The sequence below is a fragment of the Lysinibacillus sp. YS11 genome (genome assembly GCF_002896375.1).
In the GTDB taxonomy this organism is placed as follows: domain Bacteria; phylum Bacillota; class Bacilli; order Bacillales_A; family Planococcaceae; genus Lysinibacillus; species Lysinibacillus capsici.
In genome coordinates this window covers 1,348,207-1,365,001 of record NZ_CP026007.1, presented here as the reverse complement: position 1 = coordinate 1,365,001, position 16,795 = coordinate 1,348,207, and the positions used below count along the sequence as shown (strand labels likewise).

The 16,795-nt window shown below is 35.6% G+C and carries 17 protein-coding genes and 2 pseudogenes; 6 read left to right on the top strand and 13 right to left on the bottom strand.

Annotated features, from left to right (window positions below; translation table 11 throughout):
• Window positions 1–20 precede the first annotated feature (20 nt).
• Window positions 21–848, bottom strand: a complete 828-nt coding sequence (locus tag LBYS11_RS06445) for a helix-turn-helix transcriptional regulator (protein WP_048391153.1) — start codon at window positions 846–848, stop codon at window positions 21–23.
• A 324-nt stretch (window positions 849–1,172) separates the two neighbouring features.
• Window positions 1,173–1,349: an opine metallophore biosynthesis dehydrogenase gene (locus tag LBYS11_RS23035; protein ID WP_158651976.1), complete on the bottom strand. Its 177-nt coding sequence runs from the start codon at window positions 1,347–1,349 to the stop codon at window positions 1,173–1,175.
• 105 nt (window positions 1,350–1,454) lie between these two features.
• Between LBYS11_RS23035 and LBYS11_RS06440 the strand changes: the two genes are divergently transcribed.
• Window positions 1,455–2,075 (top strand): flavin reductase family protein, encoded by a 621-nt coding sequence (locus LBYS11_RS06440; RefSeq protein ID WP_048391158.1) that lies wholly within the window; start codon window positions 1,455–1,457, stop codon window positions 2,073–2,075.
• Between the two features lie 190 nt (window positions 2,076–2,265).
• Here the strand turns inward: LBYS11_RS06440 and LBYS11_RS06435 are convergent.
• From LBYS11_RS06435 to LBYS11_RS06415, 5 genes and pseudogenes are all read right to left on the bottom strand, one after another.
• Window positions 2,266–3,206: pseudogene (locus LBYS11_RS06435) on the bottom strand (alpha/beta fold hydrolase).
• Window positions 3,207–3,480: 274 nt separating this feature from the next.
• Window positions 3,481–4,413, bottom strand: coding sequence for an EamA family transporter (locus LBYS11_RS06430; RefSeq protein WP_054550654.1), 933 nt, complete (start codon window positions 4,411–4,413; stop codon window positions 3,481–3,483).
• Between the two features lie 385 nt (window positions 4,414–4,798).
• Entirely contained in the window at window positions 4,799–5,008 is a 210-nt protein-coding gene (locus tag LBYS11_RS06425; protein WP_048391161.1) for a hypothetical protein, read from the bottom strand.
• Window positions 5,009–5,234: 226 nt separating this feature from the next.
• Window positions 5,235–5,888: an MBL fold metallo-hydrolase gene (locus LBYS11_RS06420; RefSeq protein WP_103117684.1), complete on the bottom strand. Its 654-nt coding sequence runs from the start codon at window positions 5,886–5,888 to the stop codon at window positions 5,235–5,237.
• 29 nt (window positions 5,889–5,917) lie between these two features.
• Complete coding sequence (locus tag LBYS11_RS06415) at window positions 5,918–6,841, bottom strand: DMT family transporter (RefSeq protein ID WP_103117683.1); 924 nt, start codon at window positions 6,839–6,841, stop codon at window positions 5,918–5,920.
• 113 nt (window positions 6,842–6,954) lie between these two features.
• Here LBYS11_RS06415 and LBYS11_RS06410 point away from each other — a divergent pair, with 113 nt between their 5' ends.
• Both LBYS11_RS06410 and yiaA read left to right on the top strand, forming a co-directional pair.
• Window positions 6,955–8,373, top strand: coding sequence for an aminotransferase-like domain-containing protein (locus LBYS11_RS06410; RefSeq protein ID WP_103117682.1), 1,419 nt, complete (start codon window positions 6,955–6,957; stop codon window positions 8,371–8,373).
• Between the two features lie 431 nt (window positions 8,374–8,804).
• Window positions 8,805–9,275: an inner membrane protein YiaA gene (gene yiaA / locus LBYS11_RS06405; protein WP_103117681.1), complete on the top strand. Its 471-nt coding sequence runs from the start codon at window positions 8,805–8,807 to the stop codon at window positions 9,273–9,275.
• A 119-nt stretch (window positions 9,276–9,394) separates the two neighbouring features.
• Here the strand turns inward: yiaA and LBYS11_RS06400 are convergent, their stop codons facing one another.
• Both LBYS11_RS06400 and LBYS11_RS06395 read right to left on the bottom strand, forming a co-directional pair.
• Entirely contained in the window at window positions 9,395–10,444 is a 1,050-nt protein-coding gene (locus LBYS11_RS06400; protein WP_103117680.1) for a 2,3-butanediol dehydrogenase, read from the bottom strand.
• A 19-nt stretch (window positions 10,445–10,463) separates the two neighbouring features.
• Window positions 10,464–11,102, bottom strand: coding sequence for a GntR family transcriptional regulator (locus LBYS11_RS06395; RefSeq protein ID WP_048391171.1), 639 nt, complete (start codon window positions 11,100–11,102; stop codon window positions 10,464–10,466).
• 279 nt (window positions 11,103–11,381) lie between these two features.
• Here LBYS11_RS06395 and LBYS11_RS06390 point away from each other — a divergent pair, with 279 nt between their 5' ends.
• Window positions 11,382–12,779, top strand: a complete 1,398-nt coding sequence (locus LBYS11_RS06390) for a hypothetical protein (protein WP_066036644.1) — start codon at window positions 11,382–11,384, stop codon at window positions 12,777–12,779.
• A 30-nt stretch (window positions 12,780–12,809) separates the two neighbouring features.
• On the opposite strand, the gene LBYS11_RS06385 is transcribed toward LBYS11_RS06390, so the two are convergent.
• From LBYS11_RS06385 to LBYS11_RS06370, 4 genes and pseudogenes are all read right to left on the bottom strand, one after another.
• Window positions 12,810–13,208 (bottom strand): GntR family transcriptional regulator, encoded by a 399-nt coding sequence (locus tag LBYS11_RS06385; RefSeq protein WP_103117679.1) that lies wholly within the window; start codon window positions 13,206–13,208, stop codon window positions 12,810–12,812.
• 21 nt (window positions 13,209–13,229) lie between these two features.
• Window positions 13,230–14,009, bottom strand: a complete 780-nt coding sequence (locus LBYS11_RS06380; protein ID WP_103117678.1) for an ABC transporter permease — start codon at window positions 14,007–14,009, stop codon at window positions 13,230–13,232.
• Between the two features lie 6 nt (window positions 14,010–14,015).
• A pseudogene (locus tag LBYS11_RS06375) lies at window positions 14,016–14,917 on the bottom strand (ABC transporter ATP-binding protein).
• Window positions 14,901–15,152 (bottom strand): PLD nuclease N-terminal domain-containing protein, encoded by a 252-nt coding sequence (locus LBYS11_RS06370; RefSeq protein ID WP_054550645.1) that lies wholly within the window; start codon window positions 15,150–15,152, stop codon window positions 14,901–14,903. Before LBYS11_RS06370 ends, LBYS11_RS06375 begins: the two are co-directional and overlap by 17 nt.
• Window positions 15,153–15,335: 183 nt before the next feature.
• On the opposite strand from LBYS11_RS06370, the gene LBYS11_RS06365 reads away from it, so the two are divergent.
• Together LBYS11_RS06365 and LBYS11_RS06360 are read left to right on the top strand one after the other, a co-directional pair.
• The gene (locus tag LBYS11_RS06365) at window positions 15,336–15,875 is read left to right on the top strand and encodes a transcriptional regulator (protein WP_048391183.1); all 540 of its coding nucleotides are present in this window, start codon (window positions 15,336–15,338) and stop codon (window positions 15,873–15,875) included.
• 32 nt (window positions 15,876–15,907) lie between these two features.
• Window positions 15,908–16,768, top strand: coding sequence for a YitT family protein (locus LBYS11_RS06360; protein ID WP_048391185.1), 861 nt, complete (start codon window positions 15,908–15,910; stop codon window positions 16,766–16,768).
• The last annotated feature ends 27 nt before the right edge of the window (window positions 16,769–16,795 follow it).

The following is a 16,795-nucleotide window of genomic DNA, read 5'->3' as shown; positions in this document are numbered from 1 at the left end:
AGAATGGAAGCTTGGTGAACTTAGCATGGATTATTGATGAACTTATCTCGATATTCAGTAGGAGAGATACCATATTGCTTCTTGAATACTCTACTAAAATAAAAGGGATCAGTAATTCCCACCGTTTCTGCAATTTGTTGTACAGGCACATCACTTGTAAATAGCATTTTTTGAGCCATGTTTATACGATAGTTTAATAAATATTCTGCTGGACCCATCCCTGCATGCTTTCTAAATATATAGGATAGTCGATTTCGATTAACGTTATATTGTTCGGCAAGAGAGGTAATGGAAAGGCTTTGATAATAGTTTTCATGAATATAAGTAGTTATTCGTTCGAATAGAGTGTGAGACGCACAGCTATTTTGTCGATTAGCTACACATAATAATGCTTCATTCAGTACATCACGAAATAGCATTTCTGTCTGAAACATTGATATACCTCCACGCTGATTATATACATGCCATAGACGCATAATTAACTCGATTAGACGAGGAGATTGTCCTATCGGTAATTCAAAATGCTGATGTGAAAAACTTGTCTCTGCTAAATTCTCCGTACATATCCTGTACAAAACCAGAATATATTCCCAATTTGCATCATCAAAATTTTTTTGATTTAGTTTCATCTTCGCTCCCCCGTGTACAACTTTTCCTGGAGAAAAGATGTAAGGGGTGCCATTAAATTGAAATTCTATTTTTCCAGAAAGGGGAAAAACAAATCCTGGAAAAGAATCTGTATAATCCGCGGAAGGTACACCTGTATTTCTAGAATATCGATAGATTCCTTTTACTTGGAAAGGAGTGTTTGCTAAATGCTCTGCAAGCTGATTTACGTCGATTTTCATACTTATATACCTCATTTCAATAATAATTTGTTTGGAAAACCAATATTTGTAATACAGCAAACTGCACGTACCACAATAAGTTACTGCTTTTTCAAGGTGTAGTCCTCGGTAGTTGGGTTGAATTATAGTTTTCATCTTATTCATTACCAAAAATATAAAAAGGTAGGGATGACGGCTCTCGCCTATCCCTACCTTATCGATAACGATTATCATTGTCAATTAAGTTGAAGCCTCCCTCTTATACCCAAAGATCCATCAACCTCACTCATTTCATTTCTCTATCTTTTATCCTCTTCCTAAAAGCAATTTCTTGCAAATCATCTCCTATTTCTTGTGAAAAGATTTTATTTGGAAGGCTTCTGAAAGCCTTTGATTCTCAGATAAAGCTACTACTTGTAACAATTTTTCTTCATAAGTTTGTACAAAATGATCAAGCGTCGGACTGGTTACTTTCAGGACTTTCGCAATAGGGAGACTTGAAACTATACCTTTGCTCAACATTATAGATTGAAGTATCAATTTTGTAATCAACACTTCGATGAACGTCGAAATGTTTATATTTTACAATGAGTCTGACAGTGAAAACATTTATGGGAGGAACCAAAAATGAAAATAATGAAACAAATGCCAAATACAAAAATAATAAATCCTAAAATTTTATATTATGGATTTCCTGTAATTTTACTAAGTACGTTAAATGAGGATGGAACAGTAAATATTAGCCCTTTATCTTCTTCTTGGGTATTAGGAGACTGCATTATCTTAGGGATTGGTCTTGGAGGAAAGGCAATTGAAAACTTAGAACATCATCCTGAATGTGTCATAAATATCCCAGACCCCTCTCTCTGGGAAAACGTGGAACAGTTAGCTCCTTACACAGGAAAAAATCCAGTTCCAGATTTTAAGAAACAGATTGGTTTTACATTTAGAAAAGAGAAATGTGATATTAGTTGCTTAACACCTATTGGGTCTACAACGGTTATTCCTACTCGAATTATGGAGTGTCCAATTCAAATCGAAGCAAAGGTAAAACATATACGTATTCCAGATTATTCTCCTAATTTTGCTATCGTTGAGACCCAAACGACACAAGTACATGCCCACGAAGAAATAATTATTGACGAAAATCATATTGATCCAAATAAATGGAGTCCACTAATTTATAATTTTCGTCATTATTTTGGTTTGGGTAGCAACCTTGGTAATAACTTCCGCTCTGAGATCTAAACATTGGGATTAAAACATATGGTTCACAAAAAAAGACCAGGTTCTCATTTGAGCGCCTGGTTATTTGTTAATAATTAGGTCTATAATAATATGCTTGCTGCTCATACGCACTAAATACTTCACTATTAAGCAATACAATAATTAAATCTGTTTTTTTCCATTTAGAAATGAAAAATCTTTCTTAGAACATTCACTTTATCTCTTTCATAAATTTTCTAAAGTCTTCAACGATTTCTTTTGCTTTTGTACGATATAAGAAATGATCCCCTTCAAATGTCTTCACTTTCCCATGGACAGAATTAGCTATTTGTTTTTTATGCTCTGGTATCCATTTGTCCGTTACTGGATGCTTCTCTTGTATAAACAAAATAACTGGAAGATTTTTAGGAAATATTAAACTTTCAGCCGCTTTAAAGTTAGCATACATCATTTCAGCTTCATTTAACTGGCTGAGATTATACATATTTTGAGCTTAAGAATTTTCAGTTGTTCTTTTGTTTTCTCATCATAGGGTAGTTCGACATATGGGTCATCACTAAGCTTCACCTGCAATCTAGCTAAACCTGATTTTTTTAGTAGTTTTAAAGTAGTTATTACTGAAGGTTCAATCTTTCTTTCACTTATTGTTGGAACACTACTATCCAGCCCGACAAATGCACTTACTTCGTTTGGATATTTGTTCACATAATCCAATCCGTAAAGGCCTGAAATGGAGTGGCCCATTAGAATATAACGCTCAATTTGAAGACGCTGTAATGCTTCATGGATTTCACTAACAATATTCTCAGTGCTTCTTTCTTTTTCGGTAAGAGCACTTAACCCATAACCAAAAGGCTCAATGACCACAACCTTGTAAAATGGAGATAATTCATCTACTAGTAGTTGAAAATCAAGTGCTGGTGCTGCTGTTCCATAACCAGGTAAGAGTACGACGGTTTCTTCTCCTTCTCCCTGGATAAAGACATTCATTTTTTTCCCATCTACGGTGACAGACTGACCATAAGTTTCTAGTTTTCCTTGCTCCATTTTGCTACAAACAATATCAACAAGGAAAACAACCGCTAATAAAAGTAATATGGCTATAATTAAACCTACTACTATTTTACTTATAAAGGTTATCGTTTTTTTCATTATTTTGGCACGAGGGTATAGAACAGCAAGCGATAACTGTGTTTTCCTTTCTTCTCGTGCCACACCTCCCTTTCATACTTTCTTCTCCCTATCAATCTATCTCGGCTACTTTCATAAACCGCTAAGGATAGCTTATACAATGAAGGTGTACTGCCTATGACAACAATATGAACAGCGTATGAACAAAAAAATAGTACGTCATTAAATAAATACAGAAAGGACCTAATGATTCTTTTGCTATGACATTGCTTAATTGACATGAAAAAAAGGATCTTCAAATCGAAGATCCTTTTGCTACTTTGTCAGATTTTCTGTATTTAGCTTTTACATTTTTTAATAATCCATCTTTATCAAGCAAAGTTGGTAAACTGATACCGATAACGATTATGACAATACCTGCTATTTGCAAAGTTGTAACCGTTTCGCTTAAGAGGATAACTGATACCATCACCGCGATTGGCAATTCAACAGCACTCAATATGGATGACATACCTAATCCCACTTTAGGCACTGCAATTGTGAATAAGAAAACTGGTATAATCATGCCAAATAACCCCAATGCTAAACCATAAATCCACAGTCCTTCGTTAAACAAAGTGCCATTCCAAATAATTTCTGGAGACTGAAAAGCCGCAGTCGTCATGAAAGCGAAGAAAGAAACCAATACTAAGCGATTAGAGGTTGTCATACTTGCGGTTGTCTTTCCGTTTACATATAAAAATAAGGAGTAACAAAGAGCAGCTGCTAAACCCCATAACCACCCTTGAAAAGGTATTTGAGACAAATCAACATCAATTATGCCTGCAGCTGGTATGGTTCCAGCTACTAATATAATTAAAGAGATGAATTCAATTCTACTTGGAAATTGCCGTTTTGTGATACAAGAAATCAGCATACCAATCCATGTAAATTGGAACAGTAATACTACTGCCAAGGAAGCAGGCAAAAAGTTTAAAGAATGACCATATAAAATATTTGTTAACCCTGTTAACATGCCTGCAAACAGAAGGATTTTAACGCCTTTAAAGCTAAAATTTGATCTATTTGTAACTAAGGAAATACATACTGCTATACAAAAGCCGATGAAAAACTGACTTGTAACTGCCTCAGATACAGAAAAGCCACTACGCATTGCCAGTTTTATAATAGTTGAAACGATACCAAAACTACTAGCTGCAATCACTACTAATAGGGGATAAAGGTACATCTTGATTATTCACTTCCCTCTCAAAACTTGTCTATTGATGAAATTTTGTTTATGATTTTGAGATGTCGAAAAAAATCATAATCTCCAATATATATCACAGATTGTTATTTTACAATCTTTTTTTCGTTAATAATGAATCCTCTCGTAGAGGAAAACCTAATTTTTAAAAATGATAAAAAAGCCAAAACCCACATGTATCAAGGGTTTGGCTTTTATCTTTGTATTTCATTAATAAAGAATGTTAAATTGAATGTTTTTTCTTAATTTCCTTCAGCATAAATCTTATACTGTAATAATCCAATCAAAAAAACACCCCCTTCTATAAAGAACATAGAAGTGAGATGTTTTTAATGTTCACTAATAGTATTAGAATGGCCGCAAACGTTTAGCGTGACTCTTTTGGCGGTTGGCATACATCACATTTTCGTTGGTTTTTATTTTTAAATTTCGTAAATGTTTTTTCAAAGTTAGTACCACATGCACATTTAAATAGTAGCTTTTGAGAAAAACCATGGTATTCAGTCGTTAGCAACTTACTTTCTGAATTGTTCTCAACAAATTTCTGAATTTCACCAATCGTCCAACGTTTATTCATTTCCTTACACCTCCATATTTAATCGTTCCGCGGAGGCTTTTCTTGGCATCCGTTAAAAAAAGAGCTTAAGTATCTTAAGTGCCTCATTATAACATGAGCTGGCTCACAATAAAACAGAAGTTTTACAAGCGTTGGAGGGCTGTACTCTTGCCTGTTACGGTTCGAGCGAGCCTCTAAACATTTGGTTTTCTAAGGAAATTTCATCTTTAATCATTATTTTTAAGATTCAAAGCTTTTGAATCTGTTCTTTAATATCCACCGTGCATAATCCTCCGTGATAACAAATCACCGATTCAATGTCTAGGTCTACATATTTTTTTAAAGATTGTTGAGCAACCTCTATATCTAAAGTGGTTGGAACATGAATCCCTCCCAGTGTACCATTTACACTATACATCGAATCGCCGGCAACAAGCGTTTTACTTTGCTTCAAATATAAACTAATATGGCCAGGCGTATGTCCTGGCGTATGGATAACTCGTATTCCTCCACAATATGGTAGTTCTTGACCGTCTTTCAAGGTCTCATCCACTTTCCCCTTAGGTGGATTCTCTATGTGCCCGTCTTTCAAAAGCGGTAAATCCCCCTGAATATAAGGCTTATCTAGTTCGTGCGCATAAATTTTTATATGACTACCGCAATTTTGCAATATTTCAGGAAGACTGCCTATATGATCGATATCCTGATGTGTCAAAATCACAACTTTTAATTGGTTGAACGACACGCCTACATCTTCCATTGCCTTACGTAAATCTTCCATTTGACCTGAACATCCAGTATCAATTAAAACAGCCATCTCCTGATCCCATAAAAGCGTTGGATGAATGAAGGCTCCGTTAAATTTAAGCTCCAGAATCTCTACTCCCCTAGAAATTTTCATCATTTCTTCCCCTTTATGATTAGATTTTATTATTCTTTTACATCCTGAAGAACAGTCCTCTTCCGCCAAAGCAACTCTCTCAATGTTTCAAAATTGACTAGAATCGTTCCAACAATAATCGTCAGCGTACCTATTCCTGTTAACCACGAAATATATTCATGATAGAAGGTAACACCTAATATAACGGCAATTACTGGTGAGATATACAGCCATGTGGACGGAAAAACAGGATTTGTTCGTGACACAAGCCAATAATAAATGCTGTGACCAATCATTGAACCAAAAATAATCAAATAAAAAAGAGAACCAATTGAAGCTGGACTTAAAAGATAATGAAGCTGAATGTTCTCAGTAAAAAATGACAAAATGATTAATAAAATCCCTCCATGCATCATTTGTGCTGCATTTAAAGCAATTGGAGATGTTGTTCCAAATTTTTGGATGACATGCTTCGTATAAATTGTTCCAGATGCATAGAAAACTTCACCTAAAATAATAGCGAAACAACCAACCATCCAGAAGGGACTAATCTCAATTGCAAAACTAGGTAAGATTAAGAACGTAACACCAATGACTCCGACAACACAACCAATAAATGATTTTCGGTCTCCTTTTTGCTTCAATATAAATGTCTGAATAACAATAATCATCATTGGACCTGTAGCAGATAAGACAGCTGCGATTCCAGATGTCACATACTGTTCTGCCCAATATAATGTGGCAAACGTTCCAAAGGTTAAGGCCACTCCTGTAAAAAACATTTCTTTTCGAAATAATAACCGGATTGTCGTTTTTTCGCGCCAAGCCATAAAACTAAATAGTAGTAAACCGGCAATGAAAAAACGAAGACCAGCTGATAAAAACGGAGGAACCCCTGCATCAACACCAACTTTAATTGCTAAAAATGTTGTCCCAAAAATCAAACACATAAAGAAATAATTAATCATTACCATATCAAACTCCTCCTCTTTTTCTATCATAAAAGAAGTAGGATAGAACAGATTAAAAAGGATAGAACAGATCAATTTGGTTCGTGGTACAATCGGTTTGAATAGGAGGAATCGATGTGGGCAAAGCAAATCAAAATGAAGATTATCTTTTTAAGAAAGTCTATGATGATGTACTGCACCGAATAGAGCGTAAAGAATGGAAAGAACATGAAAAGCTTCCCTCCGTCCGGCAATTAGCATCTGAAATGAATGTCCATCGGCTAACGGTATTAAAAGCTTATCAACTATTAAAACAGCATGACAAAGTTTATGTAAAAGATAAATCAGGCTATTTTGTCCAATCAATTGTAACAAAATATATTGAATGTTTAGATCAGGACAATCCCATTGTTTCAGCATACGTAAAAAAAAATCATTTATCCGAAATCCATCAGCCATCTGTTTCCTATCATTTTTCTCAGGCATTGATTGATCCTAATCTTTTGCCTAATCACTATTTTTCAAATTACGTGAAGGAAGTGTTTGACCTATATCCGAAAGTACTGGCAACCTACTCAACGGTACAGGGTGATTTAGAGCTACGTGAGACACTGACCCAATATTTTATCAACCACTATAAAACACATTTGAGTCCAGATGAACTGTTAATAACATCTGGCTCACAGCAAGCCATTCACTTAATTGCTCAAGCTTTTATTAAGCCAAGAGACGTCGTTTTATTTGAACGTCCAAGCTATAGTGCTGCGATTGATATCTTTAAAGCACAAGGAGCTCAGATTGTTACGGTGGATATCCACCCTGAGGGCTACGATTTAGAACAGGTCGAATACTATATTAAAAAATACAAGCCACGCCTATTTTATCTCAACCCTACCTTCCATAATCCAACTGGTTATACGGTTTCTGTTGAGCAGCGCAAAAGATTAGTGGAATTAGCTGAGCACTATCGGTTTCTAATAATAGAAGACGATGCCTATCACGACATTTATTTTGACCAAGCCCCACCACCTCCAATTTACACATTTGATAGTGTTGGGACAGTCATTTATATCCGAAGCTTTTGCAAATACATCTCTCCTGGTTTGAGAATTGCAACTGTTATTTGTCCATCATCATTAATGAAATCACTATTAACAGAAAAATCGCTAGCTGATAATGGCTCACCACTTCTCAATCAAAAAATTTTTCTCCATTACTTCTCCTCACTAAGATTGCAACAACATTTGGAGAAAATCCGAATTGCCCTACAGATTCGAAAGGAAATTATGGAGGAAGAGCTAGCTGTAACAGGCTGGCGATGGAACAGTCCAAAAGGCGGTCTAAATTTATGGGTACAGCTCCCAGACGATCTTCCAACTGAATTATTATTATCTAGAAGCATCGAACAATCGATCTCCTTTGTGCCAGGTCAAGTTTGTGATCCATTAAAACAACTATCCTCCTGGATACGTTTAAGCTATTCCTATGCAAATGAAAAACAGCTAAGAGAAGGAGTAAAAAAGTTGGTTACAGTGGCGCAATCACTTTCTAAGTGATCGGACTAGCGATTTAATTTCATCTATAAACGGTGGTATTCACAGCTTTATCAACCATTTCAATTATTTTTTCATCGGTGGCACGAATCGTAATAAGCGGTAGACATAGCAACAACAGGCAGACATATACACCTAACATATTCAGCTGTCTATTTGAATAATATGAAAAAAAGTTATACACCTAGCTCTTATCTGTTCAAAAGAATTACAGCAAATCACAGCAAAAAATTGTTCTCGGTGTAGAACACAATTTTACCAAGGAATGATAAGAGTGCTTTCAGATTTGAGAAAGCCATATTAACTCTATATTCCAGTAAAAATAACAGCCAAATTATTATTGAAGAGCGAGATTTAGAAAAATTTCTATTCTCATAACCTCCCTGTAGAATGATAGAATGTTTTTATACAGTGATAGAAGGAGGAGAAAGATATTGTCTAATCAAAATGAGTCTTCATTAGATAAGGAAAAGCAGCCTAATCCGAAAGTTAAAGTAGAAAGAAAAGAGGGGGAACCAACTGCTGCTTTCAAGGGGGCTTCCTGGGGCGCATTGTTAGTAGGTGTTACGGCATATTTTATAGGCTTGTTTAATGCAACGATGAAACTAAACGAAAAAGGATATTACCTAGCTGTTTTAATATTTGGACTCTATTCAGCAATATCCTTACAAAAAGCAGTAAGAGATAAAGAAGAGGGAATACCAGTTACTAGTATTTATTATGGTATTAGCTGGGTTGCACTTATTGTATCTATTTCATTAATGGGCATTGGGTTATATAATGCTGGAAGTATTGTTTTAAGCGAAAAAGGGTTCTATGGTATGTCATTTGTTCTAAGTTTATTTGCATCCATCACGGTTCAAAAGAATATTAGAGACACACAGAGAGCTAGAGAAAGAGATTAAGTTACTGAAAGAGTCGAGAAGTTCATTCTCGATTCCTTTTGTCATTTTTTCTTAAGCTCCATACTCCTCCAGACTATAAAAAAAGAGCATGGCTGTCATCAGCCATACTCCTCTCAATTTTATTTTTCTCCGCTTATTTCGACTAAAATTTTAGATTGTGTTTTGTCATTTGTTAACGTTTTGAATCCTTTTTCAACAATCTCATCTAGGTCAATTTGACTTGTGATGATCCCTTGTGGATTTAGTTGACCAGCGCTCATTGCATCAATTGTTCTTTCGAAAATTGACGGTGTATAAACAATGGATGATAATACATTAACACCTGTGTTTGTAAGTTGCATTGGATTCCATTCGATTGGTCTTGCAAAAATCGAAACAATCATCATGTTACCACGAGGTTTTGTTACATCAATTGCTTGTTTAAAGGTAGGAGCAACTCCTGCCACCTCAAAGGATACATCAACCCCATCTGCAACAATCGCACGAACTGCTTGTACAGGATTTTCTTTACCTGAATTAATAGCATGGGTTGCACCTAATTCTTTTGCCTTTTCTAATCGATCATCGGATAAATCTAATACGATAACTTTACTAGCACCTGATGCTTTTGCAGCGATTACTGTTAATAATCCAATTGGTCCAGCACCAAATACAGCAACAGAATCACCTAATGTAACCCCAGCATCTTTAACAGCTTGTACAGCAACAGCCATTGGTTCTACCAGTGCACCATCTTGTAATGTTAAGTTATCTGCTAAACGATGTATATTCGTTACAGGGACATTAACATATTCCGCAAATCCACCGTTTCCATGTAAACCAATAAAGTTAAATCCATCATAACGATCGACTTCTTCATGTTTATTTCTATATGTTAATGTAGGATTGATGACAACTCGGTCCCCAGCCTTAAAGTCAGTAACCTTAGAGCCAACTTCTTCGATGATACCAGCAAATTCATGTCCCATTGTAAGTGGGGCAACTTCACCTGTTAAATCAGCTTTTTCATTAACTGGTACGAAAACCGGACCTTCTTCGTATTCATGCAAATCACTTCCACAAATACCAGCCCACGCTACTTTTACTTTCACTTCTTCTTCTCTTAAAGCGCGTAATTCAACCTCTTCAACTCTAATATCTTTCACACCATGCCAAACTGCAGCTTTCATTTATGTTACCCCCATAAAATTATTTAAATTGGTACCATAAAATAACATCCTTAATAGCTACTCGTGCATGATCAAAATCCGACACTTCTATACACTTGATAAAAGTATTGATGGACATATGATAGGATTCAACTAGATTCATCTTCCATTTGGTTTGTGCAGCTACATTTGTAACAAATATTGTTTCTTTAAAGAATCGTAGCATAGCAATATTTCCTGTAACATCAAAAAACAATTGTAACAAGTGGGCAAACGAAACAACATATTCATAAATATTTTCAGCAGACTTTCTTTGTTTCATAGCTTCAAATCGAAATAATAGTTCATTTTGCAAATCGGCAGTCCATTTAGATTCACACTTGGTTAGTGCAATATCCAATAGATGATAAAGCGCTTCCAAATAATCCTTTAATTCCTGATCCGTTATAATCTTCACTCTTACACCTTTATGTTGTACTTTTTCAACTACACCATCTTTTTGTAAAAGATATAGAGCCTCACGGACAGGTGCATGACTTACTTGTAACTCCTTTGCAATTTCTGCCTCTATTAAGCGCTGACCTTGTTCATAGTAACCAGAAAATATGCGAAATAATAATCGTTCAGCTATTTGCTCAGAAATTGTTTTTTTTGAAATTGAATTTTCATCAAACCCCATTAAACCACTCCAATAAATTTATATCCTTTTATTTTAACATAATTCAGTGTATAGGGTGATTAGCTAAAAGCGTTATATATTATGGATTATAGATTATCGATAATCTATAAAAGTATTTTAATCTATAAACTCATTTCTTTCAAATATCTTGTTTTGGGTATAACTTTAAATACCTTTTTGGTGTTGTTTAGCTTTCCGCCTAAGTTAAATTTTTTAAAATCATCACCATCTTTTTTTCTCTTCATATTCTATAGAATCAGAATATTGAGGGGGAAACGTATGGGGATTGAATTCACAGCTCTCCATTGGATTTACGTGGTTTTTATTGTGCTCATCATCGGATTTATGGTTAAACGTCGCGATACCACCCTCATTTGTGTAGTAGGCATCTTTATGCTAGCGATTGTTGCAACTGGTGATTTTACTTCTTCCATAAGTGGTGTGTTTAACAGCTTTATTTATGCCATAACTGAGCTGCTATCAACGATTCTTATTATTTCGATTATCGTGGCGATGAGTCGGGTCATGATGTCTTCAGGTATTAATGAGGTTATGGTGGCCCCTTTCACAAAGATCATTAAAACACCCGCACTCGCTTATTGGACGATTGGACTTTTAATGATGTTTATTTCTTGGTTTTTCTGGCCATCACCTGCAGTAGCGCTATTAGGAGCCGTGCTCTTGCCTGTTGCGATTCGGGCGGGCCTCCCAGCACTGGGGGTTGCCATGGCCATGAACTTATTTGGGCATGGTATTGCATTATCGAGTGATTTTGTCATTCAAGGGGCTCCAAAATTAACGGCTGATGCTGCTGGTATCCCTGTTGGAGATGTTGTTTCAGCCAGTATTCCGCTTGTTATCACAATGGGCGTTGTAACGACAATTGTTGCTTATATTTTTTTAAGACGTGATATGAAACGAGGAACGCTACTTTTAAATACTGGCAACAATGAGGAGGAGGATGGTGAACAAGAAACTGCGGAAAACTTACTGTCAATTGGGCAAAAACGATTCTTCGCCGTACTTATTCCTATTGCCTTTATCTTAGACGTTATCGCTATGTCAGTATTCAATTTAACGGGCGGCGATGCAACGGCTTTAATCGGTGGAACCTCTGTTTTTATTTTATTGTTGCTTAGTATGGTTGCTCATAAATCAGCGGGATTAGAAAAGACAACAAGTTATTTGATTCAAGGATTTCAATTCGGCTTTAAAGTCTTCGGACCCGTAATTCCAATTGCTGCTTTCTTCTATCTTGGAGATGCTGGCTTTACACAAATTCTTGGAGATCACCTCCCCGCTACTTCACACGGTATTGTCAATGATCTGGGTGTCGGTCTTGCAGCAATAGTTCCGTTAACAAAGGAAATTGCTGTTGTCACACTAGCAGTTGTTGGCGCAATTACGGGGTTAGATGGTTCGGGCTTCTCTGGAATTTCTTTAGCAGGTTCGGTTGGTAGTCTATTCGGGAATGCTATTGGTGATGGAACAGCAACTTTAACAGCTTTAGGGCAAATCACAGCGATTTGGGTTGGTGGTGGTACACTAATTCCTTGGGCATTAATCCCAGCAGCTGCTATTTGTAATGTCAGCCCATTTGAGCTGGCAAGACGAAATTTAATTCCTGTAGTCATTGGACTGATTGTGACAACGATAGTTGCTGTATTTTTAATTTAATAAAAATAGTAAGAGATGGTCACTAGGTTATCAGTAGCCATCTCTTTCACTCTCCGTATAATACTTTTGTAAAATGTCATAAAACATTTCTTTTAGTTGAGATTTTTTCATGCCTAAAATATAAGCCTCTATCAATAATTGCTCCACTTTCATAGCTATTTGGTGACATGAAATAGTCGTTGCTTTATTAGGATCTACGATAACAAATGCTCTAGACTGAGGCTTAATGGTGATGATCCCCTTTTTTTGAAGCTCTTTGTAGCTTTTATGAACTGTATGCAGATTGAGGTTTGTTTGTGCTGCTAGCTGGCGAATTGAAGGCAAATGGTCCCCCTTTTTTAAGCTTCCAGTCGCTATGGATAAAAGCAACTGCTGTGTGAGTTGTTGATAATATGGAATTTTGCTTCTTCGATTTACTTTTACATTCATTTGTCGAGGATTTCCTCCATATTAAAATTTCTTTTTGGCAATAAAATGATGCATGATAGCCATCATGAATAGTACAAGTAACAGTGTGACAATAATATTAAAGCTATACCATTTTTCTATGTCACCTGTCATTATTATCGTTGTAGCATACAAACTATTACTAGCTGGATTTATGACATCTAAGAATGGATGTAAACCAGCACAAAAACGACAAATAAATAAGACACCAATACTAATTAAAGCAATAAATGTTGTACTATTAAAAAATGTACTCATCATGGCAACAAATGTAATGATGAACAACAGCCAAATACAATAAAATGCTAAAGCTATCAATGCACGCGTTATCGGTACAGAGGTAAATAAATAAGATGTATAGCCAAGGGACATTGCATAGCCAAGCGAAATACATAGGACGGCTAAAATATAATGAGTAAGGAGTTTACTGTTTAAGTAGGATGTGATTGATACTGGCCTTGTTAAAATGAAGGCCATCATTCCATTCGCTTTTTCTCCTTGAATAATACCCATCGTTGCAATAGCAAGGATGATTATACCTAATTGATCAAATTGCGAATTAAGGGTTGAAGCAAGCACTTCTTCTCCCCCTGGCTTTGCCATTGTTGGATCAATTATAATCCCTTCTATACCACCCATTGATTGTAAAATAGCAGGCAAGAAATACATCATAATCGGCTGAGTTAAACCTAGGAGGATATAGACGATTGGTAGCCAAACGACTTTATATTCCTTTGTCATTTGATTCATTTCTTTTTTACTTAGTGCTATAAACGTATTCACTTCAAATTACACCACCAATTCTAAAAATATTTCTTCTAAGCTTTCTTGAAGGCCAAGATCAAACTTTGTAAATAGTACATTTGAATCCAATCCGTACTGTAGCAATCGATGGGCGTCCTTTTCCAAGTGATTGACATATACTTTAAAACCTTCCCCACAATTTTCGATTCTCTTTACATAAGGTAAATGTTCAATCGTTGTTAGCCACTTCACATCTTTCTTTTGAACCGCTAAAAAGATAGCTGAATCTTGATAGCGATTAAGTAACTCTAATTTTGTTGCATCTTCTATTTTGTAACCATTTTTAATGACCACAAAGCGCTCACAAACTTCCTCCGCATCGGCTAAAATATGTGTAGAAAGTAATATGGTCGTTTCTTTTTTATGTCTTTTAATAGATTCAGCACTTCACGTCTACCAATTGGATCTAGGGCTGAAACTGGTTCATCCATAATGATGAAAGCTGGCCTGTGTAATAAAGCTTGTGCGATTCCAAGACGCTGTTTCATACCTCCTGAAAATGTTCCAACATGAGCATATGCTTCTTTCCCTAAGCCTACCTTTTCCAGAAGAATTGGGATGTCTTTTTGTAATTGATTTTTCGAAATACCCGAAAGTGTCCCCATAAAGGCTAAAGTTTCAGAGGCTGTCATCCACGAGAAGAAATTAGGGTACTGTGGTAAATAACCAATATGATTTTTCATCTTTGAAATTTTTTGCCCATCAAGTACAATGTCCCCTGCATCTGCATAAAGAATATCAGCAATAATCTGAATTAATGTAGATTTTCCTGCCCCGTTTGGTCCAATAAGCCCTACACATTCATTCGAATCTATAACCATTGAAAAGCTACTTACTGCCGTTTTCTGTTTAAATTTTTTCGTAATATTATTAATTTCTAAGCGCACGTTTATTGACATCCTTTCTTCCCATCACGAAATATAGAACAGAACCAATTGTATTAAAGAACAAAATAATAATGGCCCACATTAGTATGTTTTCTCTGCTATCTCTATGTTTATATAAATCTATTAGTGCAACAGTGATAAGTAAAAAACCTACGAGTACAAATGGTAAAAGAATTGGTAGTATGTTTGCCCAATCAATTTGATTTAAGTCTTCAAAACCATAGTGTAATTTCATTTTTATAACCCCTTTCATTATCATTATCAATAATGATAACAAAAGAATGAAAAAATTTCATTACCTTTTTACTGTACATCTTTAAAAAAACGCTATAGTATATTTTTTGATAATGTTCTCAAATTGATAACATTTGATTGCTTCCCTTGATACTATCTCATTTTCTGGTAGGAGGATCGGTTTATGCGTAATAAAGCAGAGGTATTAATGCACCCTGTGAGAATGAAAATTTTACAAGCTCTGATGCACAATAAAGAAGAGGGTTTAAGCACATTGGAGATGATTTCTGTCATTAAAGATGTACCACAAGCCACTCTATATCGTCATATCCAAATTTTAGTCGATGAAAATATCATAAAAATTGTGAAAGAGCGAAAAGTTCGTTCTGTTACAGAGAAGTTTTATGCATTAAATGAAGGAGCAGCAAAACTTAGTAAGGAGGATTGGACTCAACTCACAACCAAGCAAAAATTAAATTATATTTCCTACTATCAATTGGCTTTACTATCTCAATATCAAAATTATTTGCATTCACTTGATGAAAAAGAAAGCACAACAGATTTAGCAACTTTTTCTTTAATCGACTTAACGTTAACGGACGATCAATTCAAAAACTTTGAAAATGAATTAAACGATTTATTAACTAAATACTATAATATGACCGATTCAAATAAAGGTTTGGAGACTAAAACAATTGCTTTAAATATTATTCCAAAGCCTTAGGTACTATTGACGTAAAGAAATGGAGAAGATTTATGAAAAAAGGAAAGTCACTAGAAAATATACGAAAATTAATTATGATCATTATTGGGGCAGTTATAGCCGCATACGGACTAGAGGCCGTGTTAATTCCGAATGCTGTCATTGATGGCGGTGTAACAGGTCTTAGTATTATGGGTGCGCACCTCTTTGGTATCCCGTTAGGCGTACTGCTCTTTGTATTAAATATTCCGTTCATTTATATCGGCTACAAGCAAGTTGGAAAAACCTTTGCCTTAATGAGTAGCGCTGGTATTGCAGCATTATCGATTTCTACAGTGCTTTTACATGACGTCAAAACCATTTTAGGCCCAAATGATCCCCTCCTAATTGTATTATCTGGTGGTATGCTCCTTGGTGTGGGTATTGGAATTGTCCTACGAAATGGTGGCGCTTTAGATGGCTCAGAGGTTTTAGCTGTACTATTATCTCGTAAAATTCCATTTTCAGTCGGCGATATTATATTATTTATCAATGCCTTTATTTTCTTAGGGGCAAGCTTTATCTTTGGCTTAGAGAGTGCTCTCTACTCAGCGTTAACTTACTATATTGCCAAAAATGTTATCGATATTATCCAAGTTGGTTTAGAAAAATCAAAAGAAGTTCGTGTTGTTAGTGGAAAATCCGAGGAGATTGGAGACGCTATCCAAGCCCGCTTAGGACGTGGTGTTACCTATACACATGGACGTGGTGGTTTCTCCAATGAACCAACAGAAATCTTAAACTGTGTCATTAACCGTATGGAAGAAAATAAATTAGTTTCGATTATTAAAGACATCGACGAAGGCGCTTTTGTAGTCATTTCTGATGTGTCAGAAGTTCGTGGTGGTAACTTTAAGAAACGAGATATCCATTAATTTCAAAGTAAGTAAGGCGCACTATGC

Excerpts from the sequence above, each read along its gene's own strand:
- LBYS11_RS06445 (WP_048391153.1), bottom strand. The coding sequence starts at position 848 with ATGAAAATCGACGTAAATCAGCTTGCAGAGCATTTAGCAAACACTCCT.
- LBYS11_RS23035 (WP_158651976.1), bottom strand. The coding sequence starts at position 1,349 with ATGTTGAGCAAAGGTATAGTTTCAAGTCTCCCTATTGCGAAAGTCCTG.
- LBYS11_RS06440 (WP_048391158.1), top strand. The coding sequence starts at position 1,455 with ATGAAAATAATGAAACAAATGCCAAATACAAAAATAATAAATCCTAAA.
- LBYS11_RS06430 (WP_054550654.1), bottom strand. The coding sequence starts at position 4,413 with ATGTACCTTTATCCCCTATTAGTAGTGATTGCAGCTAGTAGTTTTGGT.
- LBYS11_RS06425 (WP_048391161.1), bottom strand. The coding sequence starts at position 5,008 with ATGAATAAACGTTGGACGATTGGTGAAATTCAGAAATTTGTTGAGAAC.
- LBYS11_RS06420 (WP_103117684.1), bottom strand. The coding sequence starts at position 5,888 with ATGAAAATTTCTAGGGGAGTAGAGATTCTGGAGCTTAAATTTAACGGA.
- LBYS11_RS06415 (WP_103117683.1), bottom strand. The coding sequence starts at position 6,841 with ATGGTAATGATTAATTATTTCTTTATGTGTTTGATTTTTGGGACAACA.
- LBYS11_RS06400 (WP_103117680.1), bottom strand. The coding sequence starts at position 10,444 with ATGAAAGCTGCAGTTTGGCATGGTGTGAAAGATATTAGAGTTGAAGAG.
- LBYS11_RS06395 (WP_048391171.1), bottom strand. The coding sequence starts at position 11,102 with ATGGGGTTTGATGAAAATTCAATTTCAAAAAAAACAATTTCTGAGCAA.
- LBYS11_RS06390 (WP_066036644.1), top strand. The coding sequence starts at position 11,382 with ATGGGGATTGAATTCACAGCTCTCCATTGGATTTACGTGGTTTTTATT.
- LBYS11_RS06385 (WP_103117679.1), bottom strand. The coding sequence starts at position 13,208 with ATGAATGTAAAAGTAAATCGAAGAAGCAAAATTCCATATTATCAACAA.
- LBYS11_RS06370 (WP_054550645.1), bottom strand. The coding sequence starts at position 15,152 with ATGAAATTACACTATGGTTTTGAAGACTTAAATCAAATTGATTGGGCA.
- LBYS11_RS06365 (WP_048391183.1), top strand. The coding sequence starts at position 15,336 with ATGCGTAATAAAGCAGAGGTATTAATGCACCCTGTGAGAATGAAAATT.
- LBYS11_RS06360 (WP_048391185.1), top strand. The coding sequence starts at position 15,908 with ATGAAAAAAGGAAAGTCACTAGAAAATATACGAAAATTAATTATGATC.